Origin of the sequence: Eubacterium sp. SB2, from assembly GCF_001244405.1 — a bacterium.
In the GTDB taxonomy this organism is placed as follows: Bacteria; Bacillota; Clostridia; order Lachnospirales; family Lachnospiraceae; genus Faecalicatena; species Faecalicatena contortus_B.
Genome location: NZ_LN865153.1, coordinates 603264 through 618979 on the forward strand (window position 1 = coordinate 603264; position 15716 = coordinate 618979).

Here is a 15716-nt window from a genome sequence, read left to right on the forward strand (position 1 = left end):
TACTATTCCTCCTTCTGATACCCAAGCTCTCTGGATAAACTCTTTCCGGCCTTCAGCATCTCTGCTATGATTAGTTCCTTCTTGTCCATCATGCGCTCTTTCGGGCCCGATACACTGAGGGCAGCAATCATCCTATGGTAGCCGTCATAGACCGGAACTGCCAGACACCATAATCCTTCTTCGATCTCCTGGTCGTCCGTCGCATAGCCCTGGAGACGAAATTCCTGCAGTTGCTTTCTCAATTCTTCCACGCCCTTCACCGTATTTTCCGTAAATGCGGTAAATTTCAGCCCATTCATTATATCACGGCTTTCCTCCGGCGGAAGAAAGGATAGAAATGCTTTTCCCAGACCGGTGCAGTAAACCGGCTTTCTGGATCCGATTTGTGCATTTGTATTAATCGTCCGCTCGCAGTTTTCCTTCGCAATATACACAATCTCTCCCTGCGAGAGAACCCCCAGGAAACAGGTCTCACCCAGCGTCTGCATGAGATGCTTTAAATAAGGTGTAGCCATCCTCCCGATATCGAATCTGGATGCCGCTACCGCTCCAAGGCTTACCAGCTTGCCCCCCAGTGAATACCGCTTCTGCTCATCCACCGCCAGGTAACCGTTTTCCGCCATTGTCTGTAAAAGAGCTATCGTACTGCTTGGAGCATAATTCAGACGAGTGCTGATATCCTTGTTCGTCAGCCCATCGGAGCTACCCTCTAAAAGGTCGAAAATTTTCAATACTCTTTCTGCCGATTTAACCGCCATATAAAACACCTGCTCCTTTCATTTTCAAAGGGCGACTTCCCCATTTTCAATATAAAATTACATTACCACGCCCAACTTTTCTTGTCAACTTTGAAGAGCTCTGCATGGCTCTTCTATACTGCCTCTTTTCCTATTAAAAAGAGAATGACTAAAATGATGATAAAGTGCACAAGCCCCTCAATTCTGAGGGGCCTGTACATTACGGCATACTGCCGTATACCTATGTCATACCTGATGCATTTTGCACTAGATGAACAGGCATGATATCAAACCTACAATAATAATCAGAATAATACCTACAACCGAAGCAATTGCCTGCCCCAAAGTATATGTTTTCAATCCGCCGGTAAAATTAAATCCGGTCATATTTGATACAATCCAAAAGCCTGAGTCATTAACCGTTGCGCCGAACAGTGCGCCGTCCAGGCACGCCAAGGCGATAAATACCGGGTGGATAGCTACGGTTGCTGCAACGCTCTGCATTATCGCAAATGTGGTCAGTGAAGCCACTGTACCGGATCCGGTGATCTGTCTGAACAGCAGTCCCAGAATCCAGCCAATCAGCAGAATCAGCACGATATTGTTGGAGATATTGGATACCATATTCTTAATTGCTTCACTCACGCCTGAGGCAGTGATTACAGAGGAGAAGGAACCGCCGGCTCCGGTAATCAGGAATACAAGCCCGGCAGATTTCAAGGCTGTAGTCGCTACTTTTTCTGTCTTTGCCAGTCCCAGGTACTTAATAGAGATAACCATACCAGCCAGAGTTCCCAACAGCATAGATGTTGTCTTCTGTCCAAGGAAATCAATCCAGGTCGGAACAGAATCCATCATAGCGCCTGCTACTGTATTCAAAAGAATGAAGATGATCGGAAGCAGGATCGGGAGCAGTGAAACGAAGAATCCCGGCATTTTTTCCGGAAGTTCCAGCTCATTGATGTCCAAGCCGTTTCCATTCTCATCTTTTTCTGCATTCCAAAGCCCTTTCTTCATTAAGAACCCATGAATCGTAACGGCAATCAGTACCATAGGAATACCGAACAGCAGTCCTGCTGCGATCATAATACCAAGATCGAATCCAAAATACTCCGGAGCAACCAGCGGGTTTGGCGTCGGAGGAACCAGGGTATGCGCAACACCGGCACCGATAGAGATTGCTCCTACGATATAACCGATTCCCTTATTCAGCTTCTTCATCAAAGCTACACCGATCGGGATCAAAATTACAAATGTTACATCAAAAAATACAGGGATGGAAAGTACGAATCCGGCAAAACCTACCGCGTACATTGCCCATTTGTTTGGAAATACAGATACCAGTTTATCAGCAATTACACTTGCACCGCCGGTATCACTTACGAACTGGCCGAGGATGATACCAAGGCCGATCGGGAATCCGATACTTCCCAGCATGCTGCCGAAACCATTGTTAATCACGTTAACCAGGCCGGTTGTTACCGTCCCGTCAGCGGCTGTGATATCCACCAGCGGTACTTTAGTCAGAACACCAAGGAGCAGAGAACCAAGGATCAGGGCGATCGCCGGATTCATCTTGGCCTTGATAATAAACAATACAACAACTGCGATTGCGATTATTAAACTTATAATTAAAAATGCTGTTGACATTTTACCCTCCTACATAAAGGCTGCTTTTACAGTCTTGTTCCCTTTTTTACTTCAATGAGTGTCTTATCCTTATTCAGTTCCACACCAAATCCCGGCTTGTCGCTGACTTTCAGCTTACCGTTAACCGGCATTGGCTCATCCTTCAGCAGCGGATAATACTGCGGAACCACCTTATCAGCCTGCGGCGCCATCATCAGGCACTCTGTGATCGGTGAATTTGTTTTTGTTGTTACATAATGATAACTGTATGTACCGCTTCCATGAGGAATTACCAGTTTGCCGTGCGCTTCTGCCATGTTACCGATCTTAATCAGTTCTGTCATACCGCCGCACCAGCCGACATCAGGCTGAATGACATCCAGGTCGCAGTCCTCGATCAACATGCGGAAGCCGAACTTGGAAGCTTCATGCTCACCGCCTGTTACCATGATCTGGTTACCCGCTGCTTTCTTAAGGTCACGGTATGACCAGTAATCATCCGGGTTGAAACACTCTTCAATCCAGTTAAACTTCAGGTCTGCAGAAGCCTGCATCAGGCGTTTTGCATAGTAAAGGTCAAGCGCCATCCAGCAGTCCCACATCAGCAGGAAATCATCCCCGCACTTTTCACGCATATCAGCCGCCAGTTCAATGCTCTTCCTCAGGCCTTCCATTCCATCTGCCTGTCCGTAAACAAGCGGAATCTTGCCTCCGACAAATCCCATATCCTTTGCAAGGTCAGGTCTCGGCCCTGTAGCGTAGAAAGTCAGTTCCTCGCGAACCTTACCTCCCAGCATCGCATATACAGGTTCCTCTCTTAACTTGCCGAGCAGATCCCAGAGCGCCAGGTCGACTGCAGATATCGCGTTCATTACCACGCCTTTACGTCCATAGTAAAGAGAGGCACGATACATCTGATCCCAGATGATCTCTATCTCATTGGCATCCTTGCCCACAACAAAGCGGTCAAGATGATTCATAACCAGCCATGCCGCCGGATATCCGCCCGTTGTAATACCGAATCCAGTCACACCGTTATCCGCCTCAACTTCCACTACAAGAGTCTTCAGCGCATTAATTCCAAAGCTGGATCTGGTTGCCTTATACTCCGGATAAATGCTCATAGGAGTTGCAATCTGCTTAACAATCCAATGATCTTCACTCTGATCATGATAATCAGCGCCACCTCCTTCGACAACATAAGCACGGATTGCTGCAATCTTTCTTCCCATTAATGCCATAATAAGTACCTTCCTTTCTTTTCTTTAAAATGACACATTTAAAGTTTACTCCGTTCCACCGATTCGTATATGTGAATCAGATTCTCATTTCATAAACAGTTTATCATTTCTTTATAATTAAGTCAAGATTCAACGATTTTTTCCACACTATACTCAAAAACCGCAGTACGTTTTTGTGCAAGATGTACAATCTTAATGTAACCGTCCACTTTTGCAGGATTGATTTTTTAAGCATTATAAAGTATACTGATTGAGTTGTTAACTGACGGTCAGGCATACCGGTATTCAGCCTGTTTCGCTGAAACATTGTATTCGCTGCCGGAGCTGTAGTTCTTATAGGAGAGGGTAAAGTATCTATTATGTTTCTATTAATTTTTAATCAACTGCTGAAAATGCTCATTATTATGATATTGGCGTTTGCCTGCTACAGGCTGAAGATCGTAAGCCAGGAAGGAAACAGAAGTATATCCAATCTGCTCCTTATGATTGTCAACCCCTGCCTGATTATTACCGTATATCAGACAGACTATGACGCCAGACTTGTCAGAGGGCTTTTGATCGCATTTGCGGCCGCTTTTGCTGCCCATATCATAGCCATTTTGATTGCCCGCTTTCTGGTACCTGAGAAAAATAACCCGAATTATTATCTCGACCGCTTTGGCTCAATCTATTCCAATTGCGGCTTTATCGGAATTCCACTGATCTACAGTGTGCTGGGAAACGAAGGAGTCTTCTATCTCACCGCCTATATGACCATGTTCAATCTGTTTACATGGACTCACGGGCTCAGCCTGCTGGAGAATAAGTTCTCTTTGCGGCAGCTGAAGGAGGGGCTGTTATCGCCTATGATCATTGCTACCTGCGCCGCTCTGATTCTGTTTTTTGCACAGCTGCGGATTCCTTCCGCTGTTCTGGATTCTATGAATTATATAGCAGATATGAATACGCCTCTTGCCATGATGATTGCAGGTTTCTCTGTTGCACAGGCTGACCTGAAGAAAATATTCGGACATTTGCACATCTACTGGGTCAGCTTTCTGAAGCTGATCGCTGTGCCGCTGGCAGTCACCGTATTTTTATACCTGCTTCGTATAGACCATGACATTGCATATACTACATTAATCGCAGCGTCATGTCCCACAGCTACCACAATGACAATGATGTCAATTCGTTATAAAAGAAACTATACATACGCTTCAGAAATATTTACATTTACTACCGTTTTGTCTATGGTGACGATTCCTTTCGTTACTTTTGTTGCCGGATTTTTAATAAAATAGAAATTTCTAAGGGAAAATGGATATCCTGTAAGAGAGACTACTAATCAGATTCAGAGAGAGTTTATATGAAAGTTTTAATTTTATCATGCAGCACAGGAGAAGGACATAACTATGCAGGAAAAGCACTTCAGGAGTGTATCCGCCTTCACGGTGATGAAGCGGATATGCTTGACATCATGCTGCTTGCGGGTAAACGTGTGTCCCGTTTCGTGGGCGGTGGGTATGTGTCAATTGTAAAACATGCTCCCCGCTTTTTTCATTTTTTGTATAGACTGGGAGGGGTTGTCAGCTCATCACACCGCAAGTCTCCCGTATACTATGCGAACGCTATGCTCGCCAAACCCCTGAAACGCTATCTGGAGGAACACCATTATGATGTCATCGCCACACCGCATCTGTTCCCTGCGGAGACACTTACCTACATGAAGCATAAAAAGATGCTGTCCCATAAAGTAGTTGCTATTGAGACCGACTATACCTGCATTCCATTCTGGGAAGAAACGGACTGCGATTATTATATAATCCCGCACAAAGAGCTAAAAGAAGAGTTTGCTGCCAGGGGGCTCCCTGCACACAGGCTGAAACCTTACGGCATACCGGTCCGGCAGGCATTTTCGGCTCCCCGGGTTCCAAAAGCAGCAAGGCAGATGTGTAAGATACCTGAGAACGCACATGTCTATTTGATCATGAGCGGCAGCATGGGTTTCGGAAAGATCCAGCTGTTCGTCGCGGAACTGCTGCGCAGAATTCAGCCCGATGAATACATCATCGTCATCTGCGGCGCCAACAAAAAATTATACCATATTCTGACGGGAGAATTCGGCCGTTCTGCCAACGTCAGGATCGTGGGTTATACAGAGCACATTGCCGCCTACATGGACGCCTGTGATGTGCTGTACACAAAACCCGGAGGCCTGACCAGCACAGAAGCAGCGGTAAAAGGAATCCCTATCGTCCACACCACGCCCATCCCGGGTTGTGAAACAAGAAACCGGGAATTCTTCTCCGTCCGCGGGCTTTCCGTTACTTCAGACAAATTCTACGGCCAGATAGCCGCGGGCCAGAGCCTGCTGCGGGACCCCGTCCGCTGTGAAGCCATGCGCACCGCCCAGTCAGCAGCAATTCCGGGGGACGCGTCACTCAAAACCTACAGACTCCTGCGCCGTATCTGCAGAAAATCCGGAGGTGAAATATAATGTATTACCTATTTATTCTGCTGGGTTACTTATCCGGCAGCATCCTATACGCCCAACTGATTCCCAGGCTGTTAAGCGGAATCGACATCAGAGAGGCCGCCAGCGACCACAATCCTGGAGTCTTTAACGCATTCAAACTGGCCGGCAGAAAAACCGGAGCCATCGTCCTCATCCTGGAGCTGGCAAAAGGATTCCTCCCCATCTGTGCAGCCGCACATATTCTGGATGTCCACGCCCCTCTCTTCGGCATCATACTGGCAGCCCCAGTCATCGGCCATGCCTTCCCATTCATGCACCCCACAAAAGGCGGCAAAGCCATAGCCGTCTCCTTCGGCTGCCTGTTGGGCCTCCTCCCAAACCTATACCCGTTCTTCCTGCTCGCCTTCTTCTACCTCCTATTCTCCCTGCTGATCATCATCCGCCCCCACCTCCTGCGCACAATCATCACCTACCTCTGCTTCAGCATCACCAGCATCCGCCACCTCCAATCCCCCACGCTCCGTTGCGGAACGCTGCTAATATCCTCCATAGTAATCCTAAAACACCTCCTAAAACACAAAAAATCCCCCATCAGCATCCGCCTCCCAGGCCGCCAAAATCACTAAAATAAGCTCCCCCGCCCGCCACGCCAATCCACGTCAATCCCATCCGCCTCTCCCGTCTTCCTGCAGGATGCACCCAGCTTGTAAGGATGAGCTCCAGGATGCCGCACAGCGGCAGGAGGACACATATGCCCGGGTGAAGTGCATAGAGCGCGCTTAGGGATTCCGGGACGGAAGAAGGCAGGGAAGGTGGACGAAAACGTAATCACCAAATTACGTTTTCGGCTGACCTGACGCGCGAAATCCATCAGGATTTCGCGTGGCATGTCAGCCCGTGTCCACCTTCCCTGCCTTCTTCCGTCCCGGAATCCCTTAGCAAGCGGGCAGCATCTCACCCGGGCATATGTGTCCTCCTGCCGCTGTGCGGCATCGTGGAGCTCATTCTTACAAGCGTACCCCCCTTACTCCTTCACAGCTCCCCCCATGATCCCCGCTACAAGAAACCGTTTCATCCCCAGTGCCAAAGCCGCCGACGGCACCACAGCGCATATTCCCGCAGCCGCGGTGATTCCATACTGGACGGCATCTTTTGTCATAAACTCCGAGGTAACAACGGCAATGGGTTTGGTAGCCAGCGATGAAGCCAGAATCAGCGGAATCTGAAACTGACTCCAGGTATTCAAAAACAGGATCAGTGCAGCCGATACAATTACCGGTTCGGAAGCCGGCAGAATAATACGTAAAAACGCACGCATTCTTCCGCACCCATCCACCAGCGCGGCCTCCTCCAGTTCTTTCGGTATGGTGGCAAAGTAGTTCGATATAAGCCATGTTGTCACCGGCAGCAGAGCGCTTACATAAATCACGCTCAGCCAGAACATATTGTCGAGCAGCTGATGATCTGCAAATATTTTATAAATTGGTATAATAGTGGCCATAACCGGAATTACCATGGTAATCAGCAGCATATTTTTGATCAGGATTCTCCCCTTGAATTCCATCCTCGAGAGCGCATATGCGGATGCCAGCGCCGTCGGCATCCCCAGCAGAAGCGTTACACCCACAGCCTTCAGGGAATTCAGCATCCCCGTATAAAACAGCTGCCCCTGCTGCCCTGTCCCTAACAAAAGATTCCGATAGTTCTCCCAGGTAATATCCCCGGGCAGCAGATTTGCAGACCTTCCAAACATACCGTACTCGGGAGTCACGGAAATCAGAAAGGCCCACAGAAACGGCCCGATTGTAAAAAGCAGAAAAAGAATCATAAACAACCAGTACCCTTTTTTTCTTTTCATCCGTACATCACCTCCCTGTTCAGATTCCTCAGATAAAATATGCCAAGAATGCCGGCCAGAAGCATTACCAGATATGTGATAGCGCTTCCCTTCCCAAAATCGAGGAAGGAAAATGTGGTCAGATAGCTCTCAACAACTATATTCTTACCCAGATCTCCCATACCGGACAGCGCCACAATTTCATCGAATACGTTTACCGCGGTGATCGACGTGCTTGTCATTCCGATTCCTACAAACGGAAGCATCAGTGGCACAGTGATTTTCCGAAAAATCTGCAGGCTGCCGCCACCGTCGATCTTAGCCGCCTCATACAGGCTTTCCGGCAGAGCTTTTCTTCCCGCAAGGCACACCAGGGCCATAAAAGGAATGCTCCGCCAAGTAACCACAAGAGAAACCGACAAAAGCAGGAGCCACCGCGAGGAGAGCCACTCCACCGGCTGATCCACAACATGCAGGGTAATCAGCAGCTTGTTCATGAATCCATACCCGGAGTTCAGAATGAACTTCCACAGCACCCCGTTGACATACGGCGGAAGCGCCCAGGGCAGCACTGCCACGGCAAGCATGAGTCCGGATACACGGGATTCCACATTCAGAAAAAGCGCAACGGCTATACCGATCACTGTTGTAAGCAGAACGATCATCACGACAAGAAACAGGGTATTCTGCAGACTGTACCAAAAAGAGGATGACTTTAATACACTGATATAATTGGCAGGACCGATGAATTCGATCTCTCCGGGCGCTGTCAGCTTCCACTTTTTCAGGCTATATGAAAATGTTACAATCACAGGGTAAAATACCAAGACACCCATGATAATCATCATGGGCGCCAGTAATAGATATGGTAATGCTTTTTTCATCACTATTTTCCTGCCAGTTCCGTAATCTTACTGTCCATCTCTTCAAAGGCTTCTTCCGCAGTCAATTCCCCAAGAGCCATTTTATTCACCGCATTATAAATGGCATTGCTCATCTCTGCATAATAGGACGGTACCCCGTTGGGGAACGGAGACGAGATCCGCTCAGCCTCCTCCAGCATAGCGCCGGAGTCTGTGATTGAACCGTCGTTTATGAGCTCTTCCAAGATCGTATTATGAGTTGGGATCGCGCTTTTCGTTTTATAAAGTTCTTTTTGGATCTCCGGCGACGTATACCATTTTACAAATGTCTCGGCATCTTCTTTATTTTTGGAGAACTTCGTGATTCCAATCGCCTCTGGAAGCGCCATGGTATGCTCTGAAGTACCGGTCTTTCCCGGCACCAGAATCGGCTCGATCTGTCCTACAATACTGCACTCCTCGCTGTTGCTGCTTCTCGCCACAAAGGATGTAGGCCCTGTCATAAAACTGGCATCACCTGATAAAAGCCTCCGGTATGCATCCATACCGGACGAAGTCTTATCGGCCGGGTCAATCAGTTCTTCCTGAAGCATCTTCTCCTCATAACTGAGCGCCGCCAGCACGGAGTCCTTAATCAGCGTACCGTCCTCATGAAATACTGCGCCATTCATTGTATACGCCAGCCAGATTAACGAAGTCGTCGCCGCTTCTTCCGCATTCAGCGGAATCGCAAACGGATATTCAGACACACCAGCTTCTTTCAGCTTTTTTGCATTTTCATATACCTGTTCCCATGTCTCCGGCGCCGACTGGATCCCGGCCTCTTTATAGTGCTCGGTATTATAATAAGACAGCCTGTAATCATTGGCATAAGGAACAGCCAGTACTTTCCCTTCTATAGTAAATGTATCCAGCGTAGGCATGTCGGCCTTTTCTTCTTCTGAAAGCCGGATCTCCTCCAGCCAGTCTGCAGCATAGAACTCCCCTACCCAGGACCAGTCCACTTCCACCACATCCGCAGCAGATGAACCGCCGGAAGCTGCAATTGCAATCTTATCCCGGATATCATCCCAGCTTACCTCGTTGATCACAACATCAATCCCGGTCTCCCCTGTAAAATCTGCCAGCATCTCATCCGGCGGCACCCCCCAGTCCGGAATCATAAAGGTAATCTGACGGTCTCCCTTTTCATTCTCCGTTATATCCTCTGCTTCTTTTTTTTCATCCTTCTCCTTCGCACCGCATCCTGCCAGCATTCCCACAGCCAGACACAGACACACCACGAAACTGATCACTCTTTTCATACCTTTTCCTCCTTTAAGCTCCATGTTTTTGAGACCTACGGCTTCACCCCTGCCAAACAGAGCTCAGCCATCCTGCATATACTGCAGAGCCCAAAACATATTCGACACTTTCTCTTATGATACCACCAATAAACCAAAGGATACAACCCATTTTCGACACATAGATAAAAAATGGGTACGCCTGATGGAAGCAGAGAGCAGCGGAACGGAAGATACTTCCCCTCCGTCCTGCTGCCCGCTCCCATCAGGCGTGCCCCAACATTATCAGGCAGACTGTCTTCCCCCTCGCTGGGCCGCCTCAAACTCCCTTAATTTCTCCCTGGCTTCTCTGTTCAGGTTCTGCGGTACTTGTATCTGCACGCATACATACTGGTCACCGTGCACCTCCGGATTCTTCATGGACACAACGCCCTTTCCCCGGAGCCGTATTTTCGTCCCCGACTGCGTTCCCTCCCTGATCTTGCAGAGTACGTTTCCATAAAGAGTCTCAACCATCACTTCCCCGCCGAATACTGCGGTCGTAAACGGGATGTAAGCCGTCGTATAAATATCCTGCCCCTTTCTCTCAAAGCCTGCCTTCCCGCCGACCTGTACTTTTAAGAACAGGTCTCCCGGTTCACCGCCGCCTGCGCCTGGCATCCCTTTGCCCCGCAGCCGAATGCTCTTGCCGGTCTCAATACCTGCCGGAATGCGAACCTGCAGGGACTGCACAGGTGCTGTCATACCATCCTGATTCTGAAGCGTAATAATCTTTTCACATCCAAAAACCGCCTCGTCAAAAGTAACTGCAACTTCCGCATGCAGGTCTGCGCCCTTCCTGCGGAACGTTTTTCTGCCATATCCTCCGCCGCCAAACCCACTGCCGGAATAATTATGGTATTCGAATCCCTCTGAACCGCCGCCCCTGAACATATCGCCAAAAATATCCCCGAAAATATCATTCATATCGCCGCTTTCAAAATGATATTCCCGTGTTCCTCCATTCTGACGGCTGTATGCCTTGGCGGCATCGGCATCAAACCCTCCTTCAAAAGCAGCATGGCCGAACTGGTCATACAATTTACGTTTTTCTTCGTCACTTAAAACCGTATACGCCTCTGTAACCTCTTTAAAATTCTGTTCAGCCTGGGCGTTACCCGCATTTGTATCCGGATGGTACTTTTTGGCAAGCTTCCGGTACGCCTTTTTTATCGTGTTTTCATCTGCACTCTTATCAATTCCCAAAACTTTATAATAATCTCTCTTTGCAGCCACTGCCATCACCTCCTGGTCCTACCTTCTGGCTTCTTGTTTTAAGAGATTCATCTCTTCCCCATAGCGTAGGGAGAGTCCTCTTATCTTGTTAAATCTGTGGGGAAAAGCCCCGTACCCAATCAAAAAACATCCCCGAAAATACTTCCGGGGAATCATGCTGTCCAACAATAGATTCATAATCAAGCCCCTATTGTTCTATTTGTAATATAACATGCCACATCAGAATTGTCAATAAAAAAATTGGGATTTAGTTGGCTAGCTTTAGACTTGTCGACGGATGGGGACGCTTTATGACAGGGAGGCCGGGGAGGTGCTGGGGCTGTATATGCCGTTGCGATATGCACCCATGCTGCTAAGTGATTCTAGAACACCCGATGCCGGATAGGCGGGTACGCTGAACACATCACGGGAAATCTGATGATTTCCCGCGCTGGGTTCAGCAACAACTTGATTTGGAGATCAAGTTGTTCCCCGCCTATCCGGCATCGGCTGTTCAAGAATCACTAAGCGCACTCCAGCATTTCGCAACGGCATATACAGCCCCAGCACCTCCCCGGCCTCCCTGTCATAAAGCTGGCTCATCCAATCGGCAGGAAAGCTCGCCAACCGGGTGGGATCCCGGACCAGGGCAGCGGATGTGGATTGGCTATGCGTGTCTTTTCATCTTCAAGATGTGTATTGAATTATTTTGATACTGGAACCGTATCCCTTTGCTTATGTACACCTACTGGGGACATAAAAGTCCCGCCAATTCTATATCCATACGCTGCCCCCGTTTGAGGCCCCACCTTAGGAACGAGTCCTTTTCCTGCCGGTTGGATGCGCCAGCTCCATGAAGGGATAGCCGAAAGCCTCCCGGAGAACATCCATGTCCTTTCAAAAACGCTCAAAGCGAACCTTAGAAATTCTTGGTGGGAAACAGCCCTGAAAATGGAGAGATTTTTGGATTCCGAATCCAAAAATCAGCTGACCCAGCGCGAGAAATCATCGGATTTCTCGTGATGTGTCAGTGGTGCTCCATTTTCAGGGCTGTTTCCCGCCTAGAATTTCTTAGGTCCGCGGCCGCGTTTTTGAAAGGACATGGATGTTCTCCGGGAGGTTTTCGGCTATCCCTTTATGGAGCGCCCCCATCCGCGCCGAAACTAAAGCTCGCCGCTAATTCCAGATTTGGATGGTATATATATGGTGATGCATGTCCCCTCCTCCCATTCACTTTGTATCTGCAGTCCGCTTTTCTCCCCATACATCAGTTTCAGTCTCTGGTGGACATTTTTCAGTCCGAAGCCGCCCTCATGGATATCCTTCTCTCTGATTTCCTCTGACTCTAAATCTGCCATGAGCTCCGTAAGTTCCTGCGGCAGCATGCCGATCCCGTCATCCCGAACACATAAGACCAGGCCGCCGGCATCCCGATATGCGGATATCTGTATATGCCCTTTTCGGCCGGCATCCCGGATACCGTGGTAAATGCTGTTTTCTACCAGGGGCTGCAAAATAAACTTCATGATTTTGATCTCTTTCAGCCCTTCTTCAACGGTGACATCCCATGTGATTTGTTCCGGAAAACGAATATTTTGTATTTCCAGATAACACTCCGCATATTCCACTTCCTTTTCGAGTGTCACAAATTCCTGTCCGTGGCTTAAGCTGATCCTGAAAAAGTCAGAAAGCGCAATCACCAGTTCTTCGCACTGTTCATCATGGTTCTTCCGGGCAAACATACTGATAGAATCCAGTGTATTATAGAGAAAATGGGGATTAATCTGATACTGCATGGCTTTTAGTTCCAGAAGGCGCTGGTTGGTTTCTTCACGTCTGATCCTTTCCACCAGCTCTCCTATTTTTTTCGACATTCGGTTCATGGTGGCTGCGAGCTGTCCGATCTCATCCTCTCCGCTGACAGGCACCTCTGCCTCCATATTGCCTTTTCCGATCTGCTTCATGGCACTTCTGATGTCTGATATGGGCCTGGTAATCCTGCCGGAAAGATAAATTACCATACATACGCTGATTACAAGCAGAACCATCAGCTCCAGAGCCAGTATTTTGAAAATCAGATAAATAGAAGCATATGCCTCATCCTTATTTATCCATGTTTCCAACCTCCATATCCGGTTATCTTGCGAACTGATAATATATTTTTCTGCGGAAAATGTGTCCCTGTCTGCAGCAGACGAGATCCGGAAATTGCCGTCCGCGCTTTCCAGGCAGTAGTTCTGTGTGTCTTCCAGAAGGAGCTGCTGGATGCGGTCCACAAAAAGACTCTTATCAATTACCATGCAGATGGCGCCGATCTTACGCTTCAGATCCGTTGTATTGTTGTTCACAATCCGGTACACAACGATGCTGCTGTCATCAAAATCCGTAAACCATACGGCAGATGCGTCGCTTCTTTCTCTCAGTTCCTCTTTTGACTCCAGGTATCCTGATATGGCCTTATGGGACAGGTTACTGTACATCCTCCCGAAATTATCGATCAGATAAATCGACCGAATCGCACTGTCATAATCCGTATAGGACAGAATCCGGTTCCGCATCTCGGCCGTCATAGAAGGCACATAATTCCTGCTGCTGTTATCCGCGGATTCCAAAAATTCCTGAATGTCGGAATCTCCGATCATATTCACGGTATAATTTTCAATCTTCATCTTTGCCGATGTGACTTCCCAGAATGCGGACTCCGTAAATTTTTCCAGATGTTCTTCATACATCTTCGTCAGGGACGGACGCAGGTGGAAAACCGCAAACAACGCCATAGCGGCGATCTGAAAGACCGCCACTCCGATAAAAAAAACCATGATCCTGTTTTTTATGGATTTAAATCTGCGTTTCACCCTTTTCTCCTTTCCCGATATTCTTTCGGAGACAGCCCGGTGTATTTTTTAAACATTGCGCTGAAATAATTTGCATTTTTATATCCCGTTTCACCGGCAATCACATAGCTTTTTTTATCCGTATGTTCCAGCATCTCCTTTGCAGCATTCATACGTACCTTTGTGATATATTCGATACAGGTCTCGCCCGTCATGCTCCGGAATATTCTGGACAGGTAATTAGACGTCAGCGCAAGCCGGTCGGCCAGGCTGTTAACGGAGAGATCGGGATTGGAATACTCCCTGTCAACAATCTCTTTTACCTGTTCGGCGATCACTTCCGCATATCTTCTGGTAGAATTTCTTTTTTTTCGAATCATCCTCTCTGCCATTTGATGAAAGGCCTCTTCTATCCCGTCAAAGTTCATGATACTGCTCTGGGTAACTCTGAACTCGTCAAGTTCATCTATCCCCATATCGTTTGCGGTGCGGTTCATAGCCACCAGCAGCTGGAACAGCATAACCTGTGACTCCTCCACCGGGTACTTGGGAGGCATGACCTTATGGAAAAATGTCCGCAAAAACCGGTCATTTAAGGTGTCATGAAACCGCAGCATATCCAGGATCTGCTTCTCATCCGCATAGGGATATTCCGGTTCGCCCACACGTTTGAGGGCGATATCTGCAAAATAAAGGTAATACACCTCTTGTATGTCCCGGATCGACTTTGCCGCTTCGACTGCTTCCCTGGCAAGTCGGCCGATCGTTAACGGCTCCTTTCCCGTTTTGCTGATGCCAAAGCATACGTCCAACCCCAGATTCTGCGCAATGGATTCCTTCATGATTTCCAGCTTAAACTGGAACAGCCTGCCTTCCATGATCACCAGCTCGGTACCGTCATAGGGCATCAGGTAAATAGCTGCATCTCCTAATATCTCCTCCACAATCTGCCGCAGAGCAACCTCCCTTGTAAGGCTCGACTCCTGATGAAAATGACGGATAGCAACACAGGTAATCTCCCGCTTCGGAAGACAGACTGAAGCTTTTTGTGCGCCCAGTTCCAGCTGTTCCCTGTCCGCAAAACGTTCCCCCAACAGGTCATTCCAGAATTGGTTTCGCAGAACCGGAAGATATTCTTCCAGCTGTTTCTCGGCAATCGCAATCCAGTCCATGAGCTTCATCCGCTCCGCAATGTCTTTCCTGATGTCCGCGAGTACCTGCTTCAGCTTTTCGGGGGATACCGGCTTTAACAGATACCTCTTCACCCCCAGCTCCACGGCTTCCTGCGCAAACTCAAACCGGTCATGCCCGGTCAGAATGATGATGTCGCAGGTCAGGTTCTCCTTCCGTATCATCTTGATAAACTCCAGGCCGCTTAAGACCGGCATGTAGATATCGGTCAGAACAACATCCACTTTTTCCGTTTCCAGATATTCGAGCGCTTCGATCGCCCCCCCGAAAAGGGCAGGCGGGTCAAAGCCCGCTTTCTTCCAGTCCAGAAGAGAGACCAGTCCCTCACGAATATTATCCTCGTCTTCCACTATCATAATTTTCATAAGACATTCTCCCTATACAACCAGAGG

12 protein-coding genes are annotated in these 15716 nt (G+C 48.3%); 3 read left to right on the forward strand and 9 right to left on the reverse strand.

Annotation, left to right across the window (positions count from 1 at the left end; translation table 11 throughout):
• Positions 1–2: 2 nt before the first annotated feature.
• The 3 genes from BN1938_RS15160 to rhmD all read right to left on the reverse strand — a co-directional run bounded on the left by BN1938_RS15160 (position 3) and on the right by rhmD (position 3607).
• Positions 3–758 (reverse strand): IclR family transcriptional regulator, encoded by a 756-nt coding sequence (locus BN1938_RS15160; protein ID WP_050641400.1) that lies wholly within the window; start codon positions 756–758, stop codon positions 3–5.
• A 246-nt stretch (positions 759–1004) separates the two neighbouring features.
• Complete coding sequence (locus BN1938_RS15165; RefSeq protein ID WP_050641401.1) at positions 1005–2387, reverse strand: GntP family permease; 1383 nt, start codon at positions 2385–2387, stop codon at positions 1005–1007.
• Positions 2388–2413: 26 nt separating this feature from the next.
• Positions 2414–3607 (reverse strand): L-rhamnonate dehydratase, encoded by a 1194-nt coding sequence (rhmD, locus tag BN1938_RS15170; RefSeq protein ID WP_025655270.1) that lies wholly within the window; start codon positions 3605–3607, stop codon positions 2414–2416.
• Between the two features lie 359 nt (positions 3608–3966).
• Between rhmD and BN1938_RS15175 the strand changes: the two genes are divergently transcribed.
• The 3 genes from BN1938_RS15175 to BN1938_RS23135 all read left to right on the forward strand — a co-directional run bounded on the left by BN1938_RS15175 (position 3967) and on the right by BN1938_RS23135 (position 6688).
• Positions 3967–4887, forward strand: a complete 921-nt coding sequence (locus tag BN1938_RS15175; RefSeq protein ID WP_050641402.1) for an AEC family transporter — start codon at positions 3967–3969, stop codon at positions 4885–4887.
• 65 nt (positions 4888–4952) lie between these two features.
• Positions 4953–6083, forward strand: a complete 1131-nt coding sequence (locus BN1938_RS15180) for an MGDG synthase family glycosyltransferase (protein WP_050641403.1) — start codon at positions 4953–4955, stop codon at positions 6081–6083.
• Positions 6083–6688 (forward strand): glycerol-3-phosphate acyltransferase, encoded by a 606-nt coding sequence (locus BN1938_RS23135; RefSeq protein ID WP_082203028.1) that lies wholly within the window; start codon positions 6083–6085, stop codon positions 6686–6688. The genes BN1938_RS15180 and BN1938_RS23135 overlap by 1 nt, the downstream gene beginning before the upstream one ends.
• Before the next feature lie 398 nt (positions 6689–7086).
• On the opposite strand, the gene BN1938_RS15190 is transcribed toward BN1938_RS23135, so the two are convergent.
• The 6 genes from BN1938_RS15190 to BN1938_RS15215 all read right to left on the reverse strand — a co-directional run bounded on the left by BN1938_RS15190 (position 7087) and on the right by BN1938_RS15215 (position 15689).
• Complete coding sequence (locus tag BN1938_RS15190) at positions 7087–7920, reverse strand: carbohydrate ABC transporter permease (RefSeq protein ID WP_050641405.1); 834 nt, start codon at positions 7918–7920, stop codon at positions 7087–7089.
• Positions 7917–8783, reverse strand: coding sequence for a carbohydrate ABC transporter permease (locus BN1938_RS15195; RefSeq protein WP_154253423.1), 867 nt, complete (start codon positions 8781–8783; stop codon positions 7917–7919). The genes BN1938_RS15190 and BN1938_RS15195 overlap by 4 nt, the downstream gene beginning before the upstream one ends.
• A 2-nt stretch (positions 8784–8785) precedes the next feature.
• A complete protein-coding gene (locus BN1938_RS15200) occupies positions 8786–10066 on the reverse strand; it encodes a sugar ABC transporter substrate-binding protein (RefSeq protein WP_050641407.1) in 1281 nt (426 codons plus the stop codon).
• A 264-nt stretch (positions 10067–10330) separates the two neighbouring features.
• The gene (locus tag BN1938_RS15205; protein ID WP_369794774.1) at positions 10331–11326 is read right to left on the reverse strand and encodes a DnaJ C-terminal domain-containing protein; all 996 of its coding nucleotides are present in this window, start codon (positions 11324–11326) and stop codon (positions 10331–10333) included.
• A 1136-nt stretch (positions 11327–12462) separates the two neighbouring features.
• Positions 12463–14154 (reverse strand): histidine kinase, encoded by a 1692-nt coding sequence (locus BN1938_RS15210; protein WP_050641408.1) that lies wholly within the window; start codon positions 14152–14154, stop codon positions 12463–12465.
• The gene (locus tag BN1938_RS15215) at positions 14151–15689 is read right to left on the reverse strand and encodes a response regulator transcription factor (RefSeq protein WP_050641409.1); all 1539 of its coding nucleotides are present in this window, start codon (positions 15687–15689) and stop codon (positions 14151–14153) included. The genes BN1938_RS15210 and BN1938_RS15215 overlap by 4 nt, the downstream gene beginning before the upstream one ends.
• Positions 15690–15716 lie beyond the last annotated feature (27 nt).

What these genes read in the sequence shown, in the direction of transcription:
- BN1938_RS15160 (WP_050641400.1), bottom strand. Translation starts at nt 758, where the DNA reads ATGGCGGTTAAATCGGCAGAAAGAGTATTGAAAATTTTCGACCTTTTA.
- BN1938_RS15165 (WP_050641401.1), bottom strand. Translation starts at nt 2,387, where the DNA reads ATGTCAACAGCATTTTTAATTATAAGTTTAATAATCGCAATCGCAGTT.
- rhmD (WP_025655270.1), bottom strand. Translation starts at nt 3,607, where the DNA reads ATGGCATTAATGGGAAGAAAGATTGCAGCAATCCGTGCTTATGTTGTC.
- BN1938_RS15175 (WP_050641402.1), top strand. Translation starts at nt 3,967, where the DNA reads ATGTTTCTATTAATTTTTAATCAACTGCTGAAAATGCTCATTATTATG.
- BN1938_RS15180 (WP_050641403.1), top strand. Translation starts at nt 4,953, where the DNA reads ATGAAAGTTTTAATTTTATCATGCAGCACAGGAGAAGGACATAACTAT.
- BN1938_RS23135 (WP_082203028.1), top strand. Translation starts at nt 6,083, where the DNA reads ATGTATTACCTATTTATTCTGCTGGGTTACTTATCCGGCAGCATCCTA.
- BN1938_RS15190 (WP_050641405.1), bottom strand. Translation starts at nt 7,920, where the DNA reads ATGAAAAGAAAAAAAGGGTACTGGTTGTTTATGATTCTTTTTCTGCTT.
- BN1938_RS15195 (WP_154253423.1), bottom strand. Translation starts at nt 8,783, where the DNA reads ATGAAAAAAGCATTACCATATCTATTACTGGCGCCCATGATGATTATC.
- BN1938_RS15200 (WP_050641407.1), bottom strand. Translation starts at nt 10,066, where the DNA reads ATGAAAAGAGTGATCAGTTTCGTGGTGTGTCTGTGTCTGGCTGTGGGA.
- BN1938_RS15205 (WP_369794774.1), bottom strand. Translation starts at nt 11,326, where the DNA reads ATGGCAGTGGCTGCAAAGAGAGATTATTATAAAGTTTTGGGAATTGAT.
- BN1938_RS15215 (WP_050641409.1), bottom strand. Translation starts at nt 15,689, where the DNA reads ATGAAAATTATGATAGTGGAAGACGAGGATAATATTCGTGAGGGACTG.